The sequence below is a fragment of the Christiangramia flava JLT2011 genome (genome assembly GCF_001951155.1).
Taxonomy (GTDB): domain Bacteria; phylum Bacteroidota; class Bacteroidia; order Flavobacteriales; family Flavobacteriaceae; genus Christiangramia; species Christiangramia flava.
This window is the reverse complement of sequence record NZ_CP016359.1, coordinates 1-16,436: the sequence shown is the minus strand read 5'-3', so window position 1 is coordinate 16,436 and position 16,436 is coordinate 1. Positions and strand designations below refer to the sequence as shown.

Genomic DNA, 16,436 nt, shown 5'->3' with positions numbered 1-16,436 from the left:
GCTGTTATTTTAGTCGAGGCTCACCAGTTTATCCACGCTCCAGGCTTCCGGTTTGGTATTGAACAGAATTTTGGTTTTGGCCCAAACGCTTTTAAATAATGCTGAATTTCTGTAGTTTTCCAGTGACTGCTCGTCTTTCCAGTAACTATACGTGAAAAACTGTTCCGTATTGTGTTTGTCGCGATAGAGTTCCAGGAACGCGCAACCTTCAAAACCTCGAATTTTCTCTTTATTTTCTTCAAAATTGGAAAGAAACTCCGGTATTTTTTCAGGATGGAATCCCATTTTAACGATACGTACAAACATTATTCGAAATTTATGGTTACAGTGTCCAGGTAATCCAGCCCGAAGAGGGTAGAAGCCCCGCCAACCGTTTTTAAATTGCTTTTATAAATCGCCAGTTCAATATAACCGGCTGAATTAAAAACTGCCAGTTTCTTGCCGTCTTCTTCCCGCCTTTTATCTTTCTCAACCTCAAAATTGATCGCGTGACTGTATGCTTCATGGATTTCAGAAAAGCTAACGTTCCTGGCGCGAATCGTAAAGTCACGGCCTTTACGAACATTTTCAAAGAATTTCCTGGAAATATTCGTGATCACATTTCCGTAATTATCAATATAGATCACATGTCCCAGGATTTGCTTTTTGTCTGAATTGACCGTGGGCTCGTACTGCTTCAGGTACTTGATCTCGGTAACGGTTTTCCCGATCACTTCCAGGGTTCCGCCGCGGGCCAGGTGACAGGCCACTTTAACGAAAACATCCAAAACGGGAAAATTGGTTTCGATCTTATCATGAATGTTGATTTCCACGATCTTTTCGGGATTGATTTCAGAAGCTAGCAGGGATAAAATCCCGTTATTGGCACAGATGAAATAATGATCGTCCAGTTTCACCGCCAGGTGCTTATTTTCGGGCGTTAGTTCTGAATCGATCCCGATAATGTGAATGCTGCCCTTCGGAAAACTGCGATATGCATTTTTGATCGTGTAAGCGGCTTCACTGATATGAAACGGAGTGATGGAATGCGAAATATCAACAATTCTAACCTGATCGAGCTCACTGTAGATTGCTCCCTTAACCGCGCCAGCGAAATAATCTTTTTCCCCGAAATCGGTCGTTAAGGTGATGATTGCCATAGGCGATTGTTAATATTTTTTTAATCTGAAACTGGTTATTTTCCTTAAGTTTGTATGGAAGGCGAATATAAATCTATTTTTATTGATTCGCTTTCGGCTAAAGGCTAAAAATAACTGTAAAATTTGGTTTCAAAATTAGGATTTTGAATCACGAAGGACAAATAAAAAGACCCGCAAATTAACTGAAATGCTTCAACTAAAATCAAATAGCTTTTGAACGAACTTCTCATAGAACTTTCAGAAATCAGCCCACGCGAATTCTTCGGGCAACAAAATGAACACATTGAACTTTTAAAGAAATATTTTCCCAAACTCAAAATTGTTGCCCGCGGCAGTAAGATCAGGGTTTTTGGTGATGAAGAAATGCTGGAGGAATTTGACCGGCGTTTTACCATGCTCATGGACCATTTCGGGAAATATAACAAGCTCGATGAAAACACGATAGAAAGGGTGCTTACCAGTGACAGTGAGGAAGATTACCAGACTTCGGCAGAAAGTGGTGAAACGCTCGTGCATGGTGTGAGCGGAAAAGCCATTAAGGCCCAAACCGCCAACCAGCGCAAGATGGTGGAACTTTCCAAAAAGAATGATCTGGTTTTCGCCATTGGACCTGCCGGTACCGGGAAAACCTATACGGGTGTGGCCCTGGCAGTAAAAGCTTTGAAAGAGAAGCAGGTTAAAAGGATCATTTTAACCAGACCAGCAGTGGAAGCGGGCGAAAACCTCGGTTTTTTACCCGGTGACCTGAAGGAAAAACTGGATCCATACATGCAGCCGCTTTACGATGGGCTTCGTGATATGATCCCTGCCGAAAAACTCGAAACTTTCATTGAAAAAGGCGTCATCCAAATTGCTCCTTTAGCATTCATGAGGGGGCGAACACTGGATAACGCTTTCGTGATCCTTGATGAAGCCCAGAACACTACCCATGCCCAAATGAAAATGTTCCTCACCAGAATGGGGAAGAACGCGAAGTTCATCATTACCGGGGATCCTGGCCAGATTGACCTTCCAAGACGTGTTATCTCGGGACTTAAGGAAGCACTTCTTATTCTGAAAGACGTAAAGGGCGTTGGCATGGTCTACCTGGATGATAAAGATGTGATTCGCCACAGGTTGGTTAAAAAGATCATCGCCGCTTATAAAACTATTGAACACAACGAATAAATCTTAAAAGGAATTCTTCCTGATGAGCAATACAATCACCAAAACAAATTTTAATTTTCCCGGACAGGTTTCGGTTTATAAAGGTAAGGTTAGGGACGTGTATTCCCTGAATGACGACAGGCTGGTCATGATAGCCAGTGACCGACTTTCTGCCTTTGACGTGGTCATGCCGAAAGGGATTCCCTATAAAGGGCAAATTCTGAACCAGATCGCTACAAAAATGATGGAGCAGACCAGCGACATCGTTCCGAACTGGCTGGAGGCGACTCCAGATCCCAATGTGGCCATTGGTAAAAAATGCGAGCCCTTTAAAGTGGAAATGGTGATTCGCGGATACCTTTCCGGTCACGCGGCCCGCGAATACAAAGCTGGAAAACGAATGCTTTGCGGGGTGGAAATGCCCGAAGGAATGAAGGAAAATGATCGCTTTCCAGAACCTATTATCACACCTGCCACAAAAGCCGAGCACGGTGATCATGATGAAGATATTTCAAGAGAAGATATTCTGAAAAGAGGTATTGTTTCCGAAGCTGATTATACCAAAATGGAAAAATATACCCGAGAGCTCTTCCAGAGAGGAACTGAAATTGCCGCTAAACAGAATCTCATTTTGGTTGATACCAAATATGAATTCGGAAAAACCGCTGAAGGTGAAATCGTCTTAATAGATGAAATTCACACACCCGATTCCTCCCGCTATTTTTATGCAACGGGATATTCCGAAAGACAGGAAAAAGGAGAAGCACAAAAACAGCTTTCGAAAGAATTCGTTCGCCAGTGGCTTATCTCGCACGGGTTCCAGGGTCTAGAAGGCCAAAAAATCCCGGAAATGACTGATGAATATATCGAAAGTGTTTCCGAAAGGTATATTGAACTCTACGAGAACATTACCGGGGAAAAATTTAAAAAGGCAGATGTTTCCAATATTGAAGAACGCATCCGTAAAAATGTGAATTCCTACCTGGAGAAGCCTTAATTTTATCAGGTTAATTGCTTTGAGTGAACTATTCTATTAAATTCTGATAAATTTCAGGTTTTTATTGGAGTTTATTTTTTGGATTGCTCCCGATTTAATAATTTTAGAAAAGACCGGTTTTACCGGTTTTTTCATTTATACAATTCAATTTACACACCTAACATGAGTAATTACCATATTAAAAACCTGGAGGAATATTTTCAGGTTTATCGCAAATCTGTACGAGAACCGGAAAACTTCTGGCAGGAGATCGCTGAAGAACACTTCGTTTGGAGACAAAAATGGGATAAAGTGCTGGATTGGGATTTTTCGAAGCCTGAAGTGAAGTGGTTCGAAAATGCCAAACTTAATATTACCGAGAACTGTATTGATCGCCATCTGTTAACAAAAGGAGATCGTCCTGCGATCATCTGGGAACCGAACGACAATCAAGAAGAAGCACTGAAGATCACGTATAAAGAATTGCATAAAAAAGTGAACCAGTTTGCCAATGTTCTCAAAGATCATGGTATTCAGAAGGGGGACCGGGTTTGTATTTACCTGCCCATGATCCCGGAACTTGCCTATGCGGTTCTTGCATGCGCCCGGATTGGAGCGATACATTCGGTTGTTTTTGCTGGGTTTTCAGCCTCAGCTTTGGCCACACGAACCTTAGATGCTGATTGTAAGATGATGATCACGGCAGATGGAAGTTATCGTGGGGATAAGACCATAGATTTGAAAGGAATTGTGGATAAAGCACTGGACCAATGTCCGGATGTGGAAACTGTCCTGGTCGTTAAAAGAATTGAGTCTGAAATTTCCATGAAAGAAGGCAGAGATCACTGGTTGCAACCGTTGATGGAGGCAGCTTCGGATGAATGCGAACCGGAAATCATGGATGCCGAAGACCCGTTATTTATTCTTTATACTTCAGGTTCTACCGGCAAACCGAAGGGAATGCTGCATACTACCGGAGGTTATATGGTCTACACCGCCTATACGTTTAAGAATATCTTCAACTATCAGAATAATGATGTGTACTGGTGTACTGCGGATATTGGCTGGATAACCGGTCATTCTTATATAGTTTACGGCCCGCTTGCAAATGGAGCCACCACCCTTATGTTTGAAGGGGTACCTTCCTATCCGGATTATGGTCGATTCTGGGAAGTGGTTGAAAAACATCAGGTGAATCAGTTTTATACCGCTCCTACCGCCATTCGAGCACTAGCAAAGAAAAACCTGGATTTCGTGGAAAAATACGATCTTTCTTCCCTGAAAGTCCTGGGAACCGTGGGAGAACCGATCAATGAAGAGGCCTGGCACTGGTACGATAATAATATAGGCAAAAGTAAAAGCCCCATTGTTGATACCTGGTGGCAAACCGAAACCGGAGGCATCATGATTTCACCTATTCCATTTGCCACTCCAACGAAACCAACTTTCGCAACTCTACCATTTCCGGGTATTCAACCGGCGCTGATGGATGAAGAAGGGAAAGAAATAAAAGGAAACCAGGTTGATGGGCGATTGTGTATCAAATATCCGTGGCCATCTATGGCGCGAACTGTGTGGCGTGATCATGACCGTTACCGAGATACCTATTTTTCGGCGTTTGAGAATAAATATTTCACCGGTGACGGAGCACTTCGGGATGAAGTGGGATATTACAGGATTACCGGAAGGGTGGACGATGTGATCATTGTTTCAGGACATAACCTGGGTACCGCACCAATTGAAGATGCGATCAATGAGCATCCGGCTGTGGCAGAATCAGCTATCGTAGGATTCCCGCACGATGTGAAAGGGAATGCCTTGTACGGTTTTGTGATCTTGAAGGAAGCGGGAGAATCCAGGAACCAGGATAACCTTCGCAAGGAGATCAACCAGCAGATCGCTGATAAAGTGGGACCAATTGCCAAACCAGATAAAATTCAGTTTGTAGAAGGACTTCCAAAAACCAGGAGCGGAAAGATCATGCGAAGAATTCTTCGGAAGATCGCTTCGAAAGACACTTCAGATCTTGGAGATACTTCTACTTTGCTGAACCCTGAAGTGGTGGAAAGTATAATTGAAGGAACACTTTAACGGTTTGGAATAATAATTGTGTTAACCTTTTTAACTTTTAGGACTGTTCTATATATTAACAGAAATAACAGTTCCCTTAATTAATTTATAATCACCTAAACTGTATGAAAAAAATTGCACTTTTAATTTTGCTTTTCGTTGGAGGCGGCCTTATGGCTCAAAATACTGTAGCATTTGCCAGCGCTCGCGGAATGAGAATTTTTACTAAAGAAAAGGAACCTGATACCTTTACTGGAACTCCTTATTTTGAAAAAGATTTTGTTCTTGGAACTATTCATGACGAACAGGGGCGTTCTCAACCGGCTTTCCTGAGATATAACGCAGTGGAAGATGTCGTGGTCGTGAAATTGGATAAGCTTGAAAAAGATTCTTATATGCTGCCAAAGCTTTCAAAGATCAGTTATGAACTACCAGGATATACGTATTATATTGATCAGATTGATACGGAAGATGGGATTAAAGAATCTTATTTTGCCAGCTATTTTAAAGGAAATAAATCTCAGTTTATCGGTATTCCAAAGGTGGATATCATAAATCCTCAGAAAGCTGCAACTGGGTACGAAAAAGATAAACCTGCCCATATTGATGTGGAGATGGAATATTACATTTCTATAGACGGTGGAAAATTTAAGGAAACCAGGTTGAAAGAGAAAGACCTGGAAGATTTCTTTAAATCTGATAAAATGGAGGAATATTTTGATGAGCACAAGATTAAAGATGAAAAAGATGTAGTGGAAATGTTGAAATTCTACGAATCGTAAGGATCTTCTTGAACTAAACCTTAAAAGCCTCCTTAATGGAGGCTTTTTTAATATTTCAGTTTTACCAGCTTGTCCAGGCTCAATGAATCTTTATTACCAATTCTACCTAATAATTTGAGAAAAACCAGCGCCGTTATGAACGCATCTCCGGTAGCGGTGTGACGATCAACCAGGTCTATATTGTAGGCTTCCGCGATTTCGTCCAGCGAATACACTTTATCGCGATCGATCAAATTGGTGATCAGCCTGTTTTTTTTATACATCATCCCGGTATCCAGCACTTTGTTCCGCAATTTTGGTAATCCCATTCTTTTCAGCGCACGATTGATCATTTTCACGTCAAAACCAGCATGATGCGCCACCAGTACCGAGCCATGAGAATAATCCAGAAATTGTTCAATGGCTTTTTCTTCTGAAATCTTTTCAAATTTTTCATTCTGAATGAGTCCGTGGATTTTAACTGATTCCGGATTGAAAAAATCCTGTTGCAAATACAGCTCCAGATTTTCAGAAATATCAATTTGTAAATTTTTGACGCTCACCGCGCCGATGCTCAAAATTCGATCTTCATTCGGGTCGAGTCCGGTTGTTTCGGTATCGAAGACTACAAACCTGGTTTCGCTGATTGCGGAAGGCATATTTTCCAGCGAAGCCGCATAATCCTTATAGAACTTCGGAAGGTTCTCGGGTAGTTTGTTGCTGGAAAACAGTTTTCTGATCATAGATAATACGTGGTTTCAAACCGAAGTTTGATGAGTTCTTGGATCTCCTTGATCGTTTTAAAACAACGTTTCAGTTTGATCTTATCTTCCTTGCTCAAAGTTTGCAGGTCTATATACCGGCCGCTGTCTTTATGCAAAAGCCCCTGTTTCGTTCGGAATTTGATCAGGGCTTTGGAGCTGTAGGCGCAGGCCAGGTAAATCTCCTTATTATTGGGTTCCAGTTGTGCTAGCTTTTCAAATCGTTCTGCGGTATTGCTGATATTCTTTACGCGATGCTCCAGGATCAGCAATCGGCCGGCATCAGTGAGCGGCATGATCCCCCGTTTTTTAATATCGAAAAAATCTTTGTTCTCTCCATCCTGTTCAACAAGGAATTGCCGGAAAAAGCCAAGAGGGGAAGGGTTTCTAAGTGCCTGTGCAGCGAGTCTGTTCAGAAAATTCCTGTTTCCCTTCAGAATATCAAAAACATGTTCCGAAATGGAGTTGGTCAGGGAAACATCACCATACGAAATATCAAAATCGAAGAAAATCTGGCACAGCAAAATTTCGTCATTCCCGGAAGTGGATACCCATTCAGAAAACTGTGATTTCCATTCGCTTTTAGTAAGGCAATATTTGGGATTTCTGGCCATCATTTCTGCCGGGCAGAATTCATAACCAATAATATTCAGTCTTTTGGTGACCTTGGTGGCCAGCTTCAGAAAATAAGCCCGTATTTCTTCCAGGTCTTCTTCAGCCACATCCTCAAAAACCAGGGCGTTATCCTGATCGGTGGTTAATAATTGCTCTTTTCTTCCCTGGCTTCCCAGCGACATCCAGGCAAAATTCACGGGTGGCGGGCCTTCCATTTTTTCCAAACAACGATCGATAACCCTCTTGATCGTGGCATCATTCAGCTCAAAGACAATTTTCGAAATGTGGGTTAACGGAATATTACTTCTTAAGTAGCCTTCCAGTAAAAACATGATCCGGTTCCTGATCTTTTTCAGCCTTTTCGTGCTATTAGCGCGCTTAATGGCTTTCATCAGGACAGCCGGGTTGTTTCCCTGCGATACCATAATATCGTGTTCCGAAACGATACCTTTCACCTTGGTATTGGGTGTGCCATCTTTGGTGATGCAAATATGGTTGATGTTGTGCTTCATCATCGTAAGCTGTGCCTGGGCCAAGGTAATGTCTTTGGAATAGCATATCACCGGGGAATGCATGATACTGCTCACATTTTCATCAATAGAAACCTTTCCTGTCACGACGCTTTGACGAAAATCCACATCGGTCACAATGCCAAGTGGCGCCTTTTCTTCGGAAACCACGATCACCGATCCTACCTTGCGTTTGGCCATCTTTTTGGCAGCTTTGCGGATGCTGGTTTCCGGTTTCACCGTCAGCATTTTTTTAATGATCGGCACCGGCTGAAATTCATATAGATCTTCTTTCTTGAAACTGATCTCGTCGTCCTCTTCCGTAAACAACTTCCCGCGATGCTCTGTGGCGTAAGGGTTGCGGGTGTTGGAGGCGAAACTTTCCATCAAAAAATTTCCCACCCTGGAATTGGAAATGGCAAGTGGTTTAAAAATTTTCAGCGGAATGGCGTAAATGACGCTTTCTTCGGAAGTGATCGCGTTGATCTGGTAATTTTCCTTGGCAAACAAAGGTCTCAATCCAAAAACATCTCCTTCATCACATTTGTCGATGGTTTCCGGTATTTGCTGTTCGTTGTATTTCTGAAGATCAACCGCACCTTTATTGACAATGTAAAAACAGTCATGAACCGCTTCACCTTTTTGAAAGATCAGTTTTCCTTTTTCAAAATACTGCACGCTGATCTCTCTGGAAACCTTTTCTAACTGATCTTTCTCCAGTAAAGAAAAAGGAGGGAAGGCATTGAGAAAATCAGCAATCCGTGAAGCAATAGTGTTGTAAGCCATACTCAAATTTAGAGAATCGGCTGCAATCGCTGGAAGTTTTGTTTATTTTTTCTCGTCGATTTCGATACGATAGTCCTGAATAAGTTTCAAAATAGCTTTTTCAGTTTCTGAAAGTTCCTGGTAAGTTGGCTCTTTATCGTCACGAACCTTTTTGAAATAGGGGCAGATTTCCCCGGTTTCATAGGTTTCAACAACTCTCGGGTGCACATAATAACTTCGGCATACGGCGCGAGTGTTTCCCAAACCTTCCGCAGCGGCATCAAAACCTTCCAAAATGTGCTTTTTTCTTTCTTTTTCATCTTCGGAATAGCCCAGCTCTCTTATCGTTTCAAAGAAAATTTTGGTGGCAGACCAGGTTCTGAAATCTTTGGCAGAGAACATATCTCCGCTGATCTCGTGAATATAATCATTGATCATTCCACTATCTATGGTCTGTTTCAGGTTATTCTCATCATAGAACTTGAATAATTCCCAACCTGGAATCTCTTCACACTGGTTGATGAGATCTACTAAAAGTTTATTTTCGACTGTAATCGAATGTTCCTTCCCTTTTTTCCCAATAAATTCGAATTTGATCCCGTTTTCAAATGTTTTTACGTGTTTGGTACGGAAAGTAGAAAGCCCGTAAGTTTTATTATTTCTGGCGTAATAATGATTGCCGATACGGATATGGGTTTCTTCCATCAGCCTGATGACTAGTGCCAGAACTTTCCTCTTCGGCATGCCTTTCAATTCCAGGTCTTCATTTACCTGCTTTCGGATCTTCGGAAGGTTTTTTCCGAAGGCTGCCATTTTAAAAAATTTGGTCTGATTCCGAATTTCTGACCATAACGGGTGATACATATATTGTTTTCGCTCCTTCTCATCGCGGCCAACTACCTGTAAATGCCCGTTTTCATAATGACAGATGCGAACATTTTTCCAGGCTGGTGGAATTACCAATGATTTGATGCGATCAATCACGCCGGAATCTGAAATTTTTTCCTCTTTATAGTAATAGGCAAAACCACGTCCAATTTTTTTCCGACTAATCGAAAGATGGTTTTCAGAAACATAGCGGAGATTGGCTAAGCGAACCGCTTCCTGCGGATCATTCATTATAGTCGTAACATCATCAGGGGAAAGGGTCATCGCATTTTTTTCTTAAAGATATAGCGAAACCCAGGCGACATTGCCTAAAGATTTGTGAAATATTATTCCGTAAAAAATAAAACTCCCTTAAAAATAAGGGAGTTGTAATAAAATTTTTAGAAATACCGATTATTCAAAATAACTGAAGGTATCACCATCTTTAATTTTCAGTAGTGATTCATAGATAAGGTTGATCACATTTTCAACATCAGCCTTGTGAACCATTTCAACCGTAGTGTGCATATAGCGAAGCGGTAGGGAGATCAAGGCAGATGGAACGCCACCGTTACTGTAGGCGAACGCGTCGGTATCAGTCCCTGTAAAACGAGAAGAAGCCATTCTTTGGAAAGGAATGTTCTTTTCTTCCGCAGCATTGATGATAAGCTCTCGTAGTTTATTCTGAACGGCAGGGGCGTAGGAAATTACCGGTCCGTCTCCAATTTTTGCCAATCCATTGGTCTTCTTTTCGATCATTGGTGTCGTGGTGTCGTGGGTCACATCTGTTACGATCGCCACATTGGGTTGGATTCGATGGGTAATCATCTCTGCCCCGCGTAGCCCAATCTCTTCCTGAACAGAATTGGTCACGTATAAACCGAATGGCAATTTCTGGTTGTTTTCCTTCAGAAGCTTGGCAACCTGCGCGATCATGAACCCTCCAATACGGTTATCTAGTGCGCGGCACACGAATTTGTCCTTATTAAGGATGAAGAACTCATCGGGGTAGGTAATCACACAACCTACGTGAACGCCTAATTTTTCTACTTCCTCTTTATTAGCGCATCCTACATCGATGCAGATATTGTCCATTTTTGGAGATTGTTCTTTCTCCTTATTACGAGTATGAATGGCAGGCCAGCCAAAAACACCTTTTACAATACCGTTCTTGGTGTGGATGTTCACGCGTTTGGAGGCAGCGATCTGGTGATCACTTCCACCGTTGCGCACAACATAAATCAGTCCGTCATCCGTTATATAATTCACATACCATGAAATTTCGTCAGCATGCCCTTCGATAACCACTTTGAATTTTGCTTCGGGATTGATTACTCCAACAGCCGTTCCGTAGGTATCGGTAATAAATTCGTCTACATACGGTTTAAGGTAATCCATCCAGAGTTTTTGTCCTTCCCACTCATAGCCGGTTGGTGCGGCATTGTTCAGGTAGTTTTCCAGGAATTCCAGCGATTTCTCGTCCAGTATTTTAGATTGTTTCATAATTCATAATTTTTAGCGAAATTAAGAAGTTTTGGACGGAAGGCAACGCCTGAATTAGTAATTTTGGAATGATTTTAGCGAAACTGAAACTAAAATTGTAGATCAACTTTGAAGTTTTCAAACACCTTTCTAAGTATATGCATGCTGTTCGCCATTGGCGTTTCGGCACAGGAAAAACAGGATTCGGAACAGGAAACCGATTCCCTGGAGAAAACCTATATGATTATTGATGGGGATTCGGTGCCCCGGGAAATGATCGACCTGGAAGAAGTGGTGTTGCTAAAAAAGCTGAAATTTGATGATCTAAATGATCGCAGGCGCTATTTGATTCTTCGGCGTAAAACAAGAAAGGTATATCCTTATGCAAAACTGGCCTCGGAAAGATTGATTGACCTCAATTCGAGACTGGATCAAATTAAATCGAAAAGAGCCCGTAAAAAATACACCAAGATCGTTCAGAATTATATTGAAGATGAATTTTCAGGGGAATTGAAAAAACTAACCCATACGGAAGGACAGATTCTGGTAAAGCTGATTCACCGCCAAACCGGATATACCGCTTTCGATTTGGTTAAAAATTTGAAAAGCGGTTGGCGAGCTTTTTGGTATAATACCACTGCCAGTCTTTTTGAAATATCTTTAAAGGAAGAATATCATCCTGAATCGAACAGGGAAGATTATTTAATTGAGGACATTTTGCAACGTTCTTTCCGCGATAATATATTAGAAAGGCAAAAGTCAGCACTCGATTTTGAGTATCTTGAATTGACTGATAAATGGAGTAGCGACAGGCCAAAGAATAAAAGCAGTAAATCTTAGCTTCAGGATATCAGTTTCTTAGGGTCAAATCTTAAATTTTTCTCAAATTTTATTTCTTTTTTCTTGTTTTAGATTGAAATGTTGTCTTATATTTGCACCCGCTTTCGCAGGAAAGTGTTGTTCATTGAGAGTTGGTTTTTTGCTGAGTTGTTGGGGGTGTAAGGAGAGGAAAGAAGAAAAAAACAGCTGCAAAAAATTTTTTCAAAAAAGTTTTGGTGGAAAGCAAAAAACAGTTGTATATTTGCAGCCGCTTTGAAAAACAAGTGGTGTTGAAAAAAAGGAGCTGCCGTCGGGGCATGTAGAGGGGTTCGAGTCCTTAAGTTCTAACAAAGATGAAGATCATTGACATATTGAATTGACAGGGATTATATAGAGGTATATAATTCAGTGTATAAGAATTAAGACGAAACGTCAGACCTGAGCAATTTCTTGGTAGTTGTTACATTATATAAGAATTAACGATGAAGAGTTTGATCCTGGCTCAGGATGAACGCTAGCGGCAGGCCTAACACATGCAAGTCGAACGGTAACAGGAATTAGCTTGCTAATTTGCTGACGAGTGGCGCACGGGTGCGTAACGCGTATACAATCTGCCTTTAAGCGGGAAATAGCCCATGGAAACGTGGATTAATGTCCCATAGTATTATGGATTCACCTGGATTTATAATTAAACATTTATGGCTTAAAGATGAGTATGCGTCCTATTAGCTAGATGGTAAGGTAACGGCTTACCATGGCAACGATAGGTAGGGGTCCTGAGAGGGAGATCCCCCACACTGGTACTGAGACACGGACCAGACTCCTACGGGAGGCAGCAGTGAGGAATATTGGACAATGGAGGCAACTCTGATCCAGCCATGCCGCGTGCAGGAAGACTGCCCTATGGGTTGTAAACTGCTTTTATACAGGAAGAACCACACCTACGTGTAGGTGCTTGACGGTACTGTATGAATAAGGATCGGCTAACTCCGTGCCAGCAGCCGCGGTAATACGGAGGATCCAAGCGTTATCCGGAATCATTGGGTTTAAAGGGTCCGTAGGCGGGACAATAAGTCAGTGGTGAAAGTCTTCCGCTCAACGGGAGAATTGCCATTGATACTGTTGTTCTTGAATTAGTATGAAGTGGTTGGAATGAGTAGTGTAGCGGTGAAATGCATAGATATTACTCAGAACACCTATTGCGAAGGCAGATCACTAATACTATATTGACGCTGATGGACGAAAGCGTAGGTAGCGAACAGGATTAGATACCCTGGTAGTCTACGCCGTAAACGATGGTCACTAGCTGTCCGGCCTAATTGAGGGCTGGGTGGCTAAGCGAAAGTGATAAGTGACCCACCTGGGGAGTACGTTCGCAAGAATGAAACTCAAAGGAATTGACGGGGGCCCGCACAAGCGGTGGAGCATGTGGTTTAATTCGATGATACGCGAGGAACCTTACCAGGGCTTAAATGCAGTCTGACAGGAGTGGAAACACTCCCTTCTTCGGACAGATTGCAAGGTGCTGCATGGTTGTCGTCAGCTCGTGCCGTGAGGTGTCAGGTTAAGTCCTATAACGAGCGCAACCCCTTTCGTTAGTTGCCAGCGAGTCATGTCGGGAACTCTAGCGAGACTGCCGGTGCAAACCGTGAGGAAGGTGGGGATGACGTCAAATCATCACGGCCCTTACGTCCTGGGCCACACACGTGCTACAATGGTAGGGACAGAGGGCAGCTACCCCGCGAGGGGATGCGAATCTTCAAACCCTATCACAGTTCGGATCGCAGTCTGCAACTCGACTGCGTGAAGCTGGAATCGCTAGTAATCGCACATCAGCCATGGTGCGGTGAATACGTTCCCGGGCCTTGTACACACCGCCCGTCAAGCCATGGAAGCCGGGGGTACCTGAAGTCCGTCACCGTAAGGAGCGGCCTAGGGTAAAACTGGTAACTGGGGCTAAGTCGTAACAAGGTAGCCGTACCGGAAGGTGCGGCTGGAACACCTCCTTTCTAGAGCCAAGCTGTACTTATAAACAGCCAGCGCAATTACCAGATAGGGAGTTGTTACTAACAGAGAAGACCTCTTTGGTCTTGATTCTTATACTGTCAATTTGATTATATGTGAGATGTATACTGTATAAAGTATGCTGTATATGGAAGTTTTTTCCTGATACATTATACAATTGACCTTATACATGACACAAAGGACAGTCTCATAGCTCAGCTGGTTAGAGCGCTACACTGATAATGTAGAGGTCGGCAGTTCGAGTCTGCCTGAGACTACTTAAGAAGTAATTTTTTAAGCCTTAGGGCGAAAAGGGAATTACGAAGTTCATTAAAAGATATTGAAAGGAAATTTTAGAAGTTGGGTTTGTTACGAGTTGGAAAGACTCTTAACTCATAACTAAGAACTCATAACTGAAAAATGGGGGATTAGCTCAGCTGGCTAGAGCGCCTGCCTTGCACGCAGGAGGTCATCGGTTCGACTCCGATATTCTCCACCAAGTTTAGATGTTAGATGCTGGACTTGAGATGTTAGATTGTCTAATATCTCATATCTAAGATCTCCAATCTGGACAGAACGTTCATTGACATATTGAAGAAACAAATAATACGAGAGACGCTATTTAATTATAGATAGAATAATCTAAGGTAAATAAATACATTATAAAAGAAAGATCTAGAGATAGATCACGAGCATTAGAAGCAAAACGCATACAAGCTAGATAAGGGCGTATGGGGGATGCCTAGGCTCTCAGAGGCGAAGAAGGACGTGATAAGCTGCGAAAAGCTGCGGGGATTGGCACATACAAGTTGATCCGCAGATATCCGAATGGGGCAACCCACTTAGTTGAAGGCTAAGTATCCGCAAGGAGGCGAACCCGGGGAACTGAAACATCTAAGTACCCGGAGGAAGAGAAAACAATAGTGATTGCGCTAGTAGTGGCGAGCGAACGCGCAGTAGCCCAAACCAATGAGTTTACGGACTTATTGGGGTTGTAGGACTGCAATATAGATTGTATCATGAACTAGAATCATCTGGAAAGATGAGCCATAGACGGTGACAGCCCGGTATGGGTAAGTGCATATAATTTTAGCAGGATCCTGAGTAGTGCGGGGCACGTGAAACCCTGTATGAATCCGGCGGGACCATCCGCCAAGGCTAAATACTCCTGAGAGACCGATAGTGAACCAGTACCGTGAGGGAAAGGTGAAAAGAACCCTGAACAAGGGAGTGAAATAGAACCTGAAACCATACGCTTACAAGCGGTCGGAGCCCCTTTGGGGTGACGGCGTGCCTTTTGCATAATGAGCCTACGAGTTACCGTTTCCAGCAAGGTTAAGCACTTCAGGTGTGGAGCCGTAGCGAAAGCGAGTCTGAATAGGGCGCTTTAGTTGGTAGTGGTAGACGCGAAACCGTGTGATCTACCCTTGGGCAGGTTGAAGCTGTGGTAACACATAGTGGAGGACCGAACCCGTTGACGTTGAAAAGTCTTGGGATGACCTGAGGGTAGGGGTGAAAGGCCAATCAAACTCGGAAATAGCTCGTACTCCCCGAAATGCATTTAGGTGCAGCGATATAGTTAGTTTTATAGAGGTAGAGCTACTGATTGGATGCGGGGGCTTCACCGCCTACCAATTCCTGACAAACTCCGAATGCTATAAAATGGTATATATCAGTGAGGGCATGGTGCTAAGGTCCATGTCCGAGAGGGAAAGAACCCAGACCATCAGCTAAGGTCCCCAAATGTATGTTAAGTTGAATAAACGCGGTTGGACTGCCCAGACAGCTAGGATGTTGGCTTGGAAGCAGCCATTCATTTAAAGAGTGCGTAACAGCTCACTAGTCGAGCGGTCCGGCATGGATAATAATCGGGCATAAACATACTACCGAAGCTATGGATTACAGTTTTAACTGTAGTGGTAGGGGAAGCATTGTAACAGAGGCGAAGGTGTACTGCGAGGTATGCTGGATTGGTTACAAAAGAAAATGTAGGCATAAGTTAACGATAATGCAGGCGAGAAACCTGCACACCGAAAGACCAAGGTTTCCCCAGCTATGCTAATCAGCTGGGGGTTAGTCGGGACCTAAGCGAACCCGAAGGGGGTAGTCGATGGACAAGCAGTTAATATTCTGCTACTTGCCCCATGTTAAAGCGGACGGAGCGTAAAGTTGGTGCGTACTGACGGAATAGTACGTTGAAGGGAGTGGTAACACCTCGATAGTACACGAAAGCTACGGCCGAGTGATAATCCAGCGGCGCGACTTCCAAGAAAAGCGAGTGGAGGCAACCGTACCGTAAACCGACACAGGTAGTTGGGATGAGAATTCTAAGGTGCTCGAGAGATTCATGGCTAAGGAACTAGGCAAAATTGGCCCGTAACTTCGGGAGAAGGGTCGCCACAGCAATGTGGGCCGCAGTGAAAAGATCCAGGCGACTGTTTATCAAAAACACAGGACTCTGCTAAATCGAAAGATGACGTATAGGGTCTGACACCTGCCCGGTGCCGGAAGGTTAAGGGGAG

Annotated in this window: 11 protein-coding genes, 2 tRNA genes, 1 rRNA gene and 1 other annotated feature; of the genes, 8 read left to right on the top strand and 6 right to left on the bottom strand. The window is 43.1% G+C overall.

The window, feature by feature from the left end; translation table 11 throughout:
* Positions 1-9: 9 nt before the first annotated feature.
* Together GRFL_RS00075 and GRFL_RS00070 are read right to left on the bottom strand one after the other, a co-directional pair.
* Positions 10-306, bottom strand: a complete 297-nt coding sequence (locus GRFL_RS00075; RefSeq protein ID WP_083642394.1) for a putative quinol monooxygenase — start codon at positions 304-306, stop codon at positions 10-12.
* Positions 306-1,139 (bottom strand): SAM hydrolase/SAM-dependent halogenase family protein, encoded by an 834-nt coding sequence (locus GRFL_RS00070; RefSeq protein WP_083642392.1) that lies wholly within the window; start codon positions 1,137-1,139, stop codon positions 306-308. Before GRFL_RS00070 ends, GRFL_RS00075 begins: the two co-directional genes overlap by 1 nt.
* Before the next feature lie 213 nt (positions 1,140-1,352).
* Between GRFL_RS00070 and GRFL_RS00065 the strand changes: the two genes are divergently transcribed.
* The 4 genes from GRFL_RS00065 to GRFL_RS00050 all read left to right on the top strand — a co-directional run bounded on the left by GRFL_RS00065 (position 1,353) and on the right by GRFL_RS00050 (position 6,113).
* Positions 1,353-2,306, top strand: coding sequence for a PhoH family protein (locus GRFL_RS00065; protein WP_083642391.1), 954 nt, complete (start codon positions 1,353-1,355; stop codon positions 2,304-2,306).
* A 22-nt stretch (positions 2,307-2,328) separates the two neighbouring features.
* On the top strand, positions 2,329-3,282 hold the full coding sequence (locus GRFL_RS00060) for a phosphoribosylaminoimidazolesuccinocarboxamide synthase (RefSeq protein WP_083642389.1): 954 nt from the start codon (positions 2,329-2,331) through the stop codon (positions 3,280-3,282).
* A gap of 162 nt (positions 3,283-3,444) precedes the next feature.
* Entirely contained in the window at positions 3,445-5,352 is a 1,908-nt protein-coding gene (gene acs, locus GRFL_RS00055) for an acetate--CoA ligase (protein WP_083642387.1), read from the top strand.
* Between the two features lie 104 nt (positions 5,353-5,456).
* A complete protein-coding gene (locus tag GRFL_RS00050) occupies positions 5,457-6,113 on the top strand; it encodes a hypothetical protein (RefSeq protein ID WP_083642386.1) in 657 nt (218 codons plus the stop codon).
* A gap of 47 nt (positions 6,114-6,160) precedes the next feature.
* Here the strand turns inward: GRFL_RS00050 and GRFL_RS00045 are convergent, their stop codons facing one another.
* The 4 genes from GRFL_RS00045 to GRFL_RS00030 all read right to left on the bottom strand — a co-directional run bounded on the left by GRFL_RS00045 (position 6,161) and on the right by GRFL_RS00030 (position 11,112).
* Positions 6,161-6,835 carry a 3'-5' exonuclease gene (locus tag GRFL_RS00045; RefSeq protein WP_083642384.1) on the bottom strand — a complete coding sequence of 225 codons (675 nt, stop codon included), beginning with the start codon at positions 6,833-6,835 and terminating at the stop codon, positions 6,161-6,163.
* Positions 6,832-8,763: a DUF294 nucleotidyltransferase-like domain-containing protein gene (locus GRFL_RS00040; RefSeq protein ID WP_083642382.1), complete on the bottom strand. Its 1,932-nt coding sequence runs from the start codon at positions 8,761-8,763 to the stop codon at positions 6,832-6,834. Before GRFL_RS00040 ends, GRFL_RS00045 begins: the two co-directional genes overlap by 4 nt.
* A 42-nt stretch (positions 8,764-8,805) precedes the next feature.
* Positions 8,806-9,894: a DNA topoisomerase IB gene (locus tag GRFL_RS00035; RefSeq protein WP_083642380.1), complete on the bottom strand. Its 1,089-nt coding sequence runs from the start codon at positions 9,892-9,894 to the stop codon at positions 8,806-8,808.
* Between the two features lie 129 nt (positions 9,895-10,023).
* On the bottom strand, positions 10,024-11,112 hold the full coding sequence (locus GRFL_RS00030; protein WP_173850097.1) for a M42 family metallopeptidase: 1,089 nt from the start codon (positions 11,110-11,112) through the stop codon (positions 10,024-10,026).
* Between the two features lie 141 nt (positions 11,113-11,253).
* On the opposite strand from GRFL_RS00030, the gene GRFL_RS00025 reads away from it, so the two are divergent.
* From GRFL_RS00025 to GRFL_RS00010, 4 genes are all read left to right on the top strand, one after another.
* Positions 11,254-11,931 carry a DUF4294 domain-containing protein gene (locus tag GRFL_RS00025; protein ID WP_083642378.1) on the top strand — a complete coding sequence of 226 codons (678 nt, stop codon included), beginning with the start codon at positions 11,254-11,256 and terminating at the stop codon, positions 11,929-11,931.
* Positions 11,932-12,389: 458 nt separating this feature from the next.
* Positions 12,390-13,919: ribosomal RNA gene (locus GRFL_RS00020) — 16S ribosomal RNA — on the top strand.
* Positions 13,920-14,118: 199 nt separating this feature from the next.
* Positions 14,119-14,192, top strand: a tRNA-Ile gene (locus tag GRFL_RS00015).
* Between the two features lie 144 nt (positions 14,193-14,336).
* Positions 14,337-14,413 (top strand) — tRNA-Ala (locus GRFL_RS00010).
* A gap of 211 nt (positions 14,414-14,624) precedes the next feature.
* Positions 14,625-16,436 (top strand) — a sequence feature (23S ribosomal RNA rRNA prediction is too short).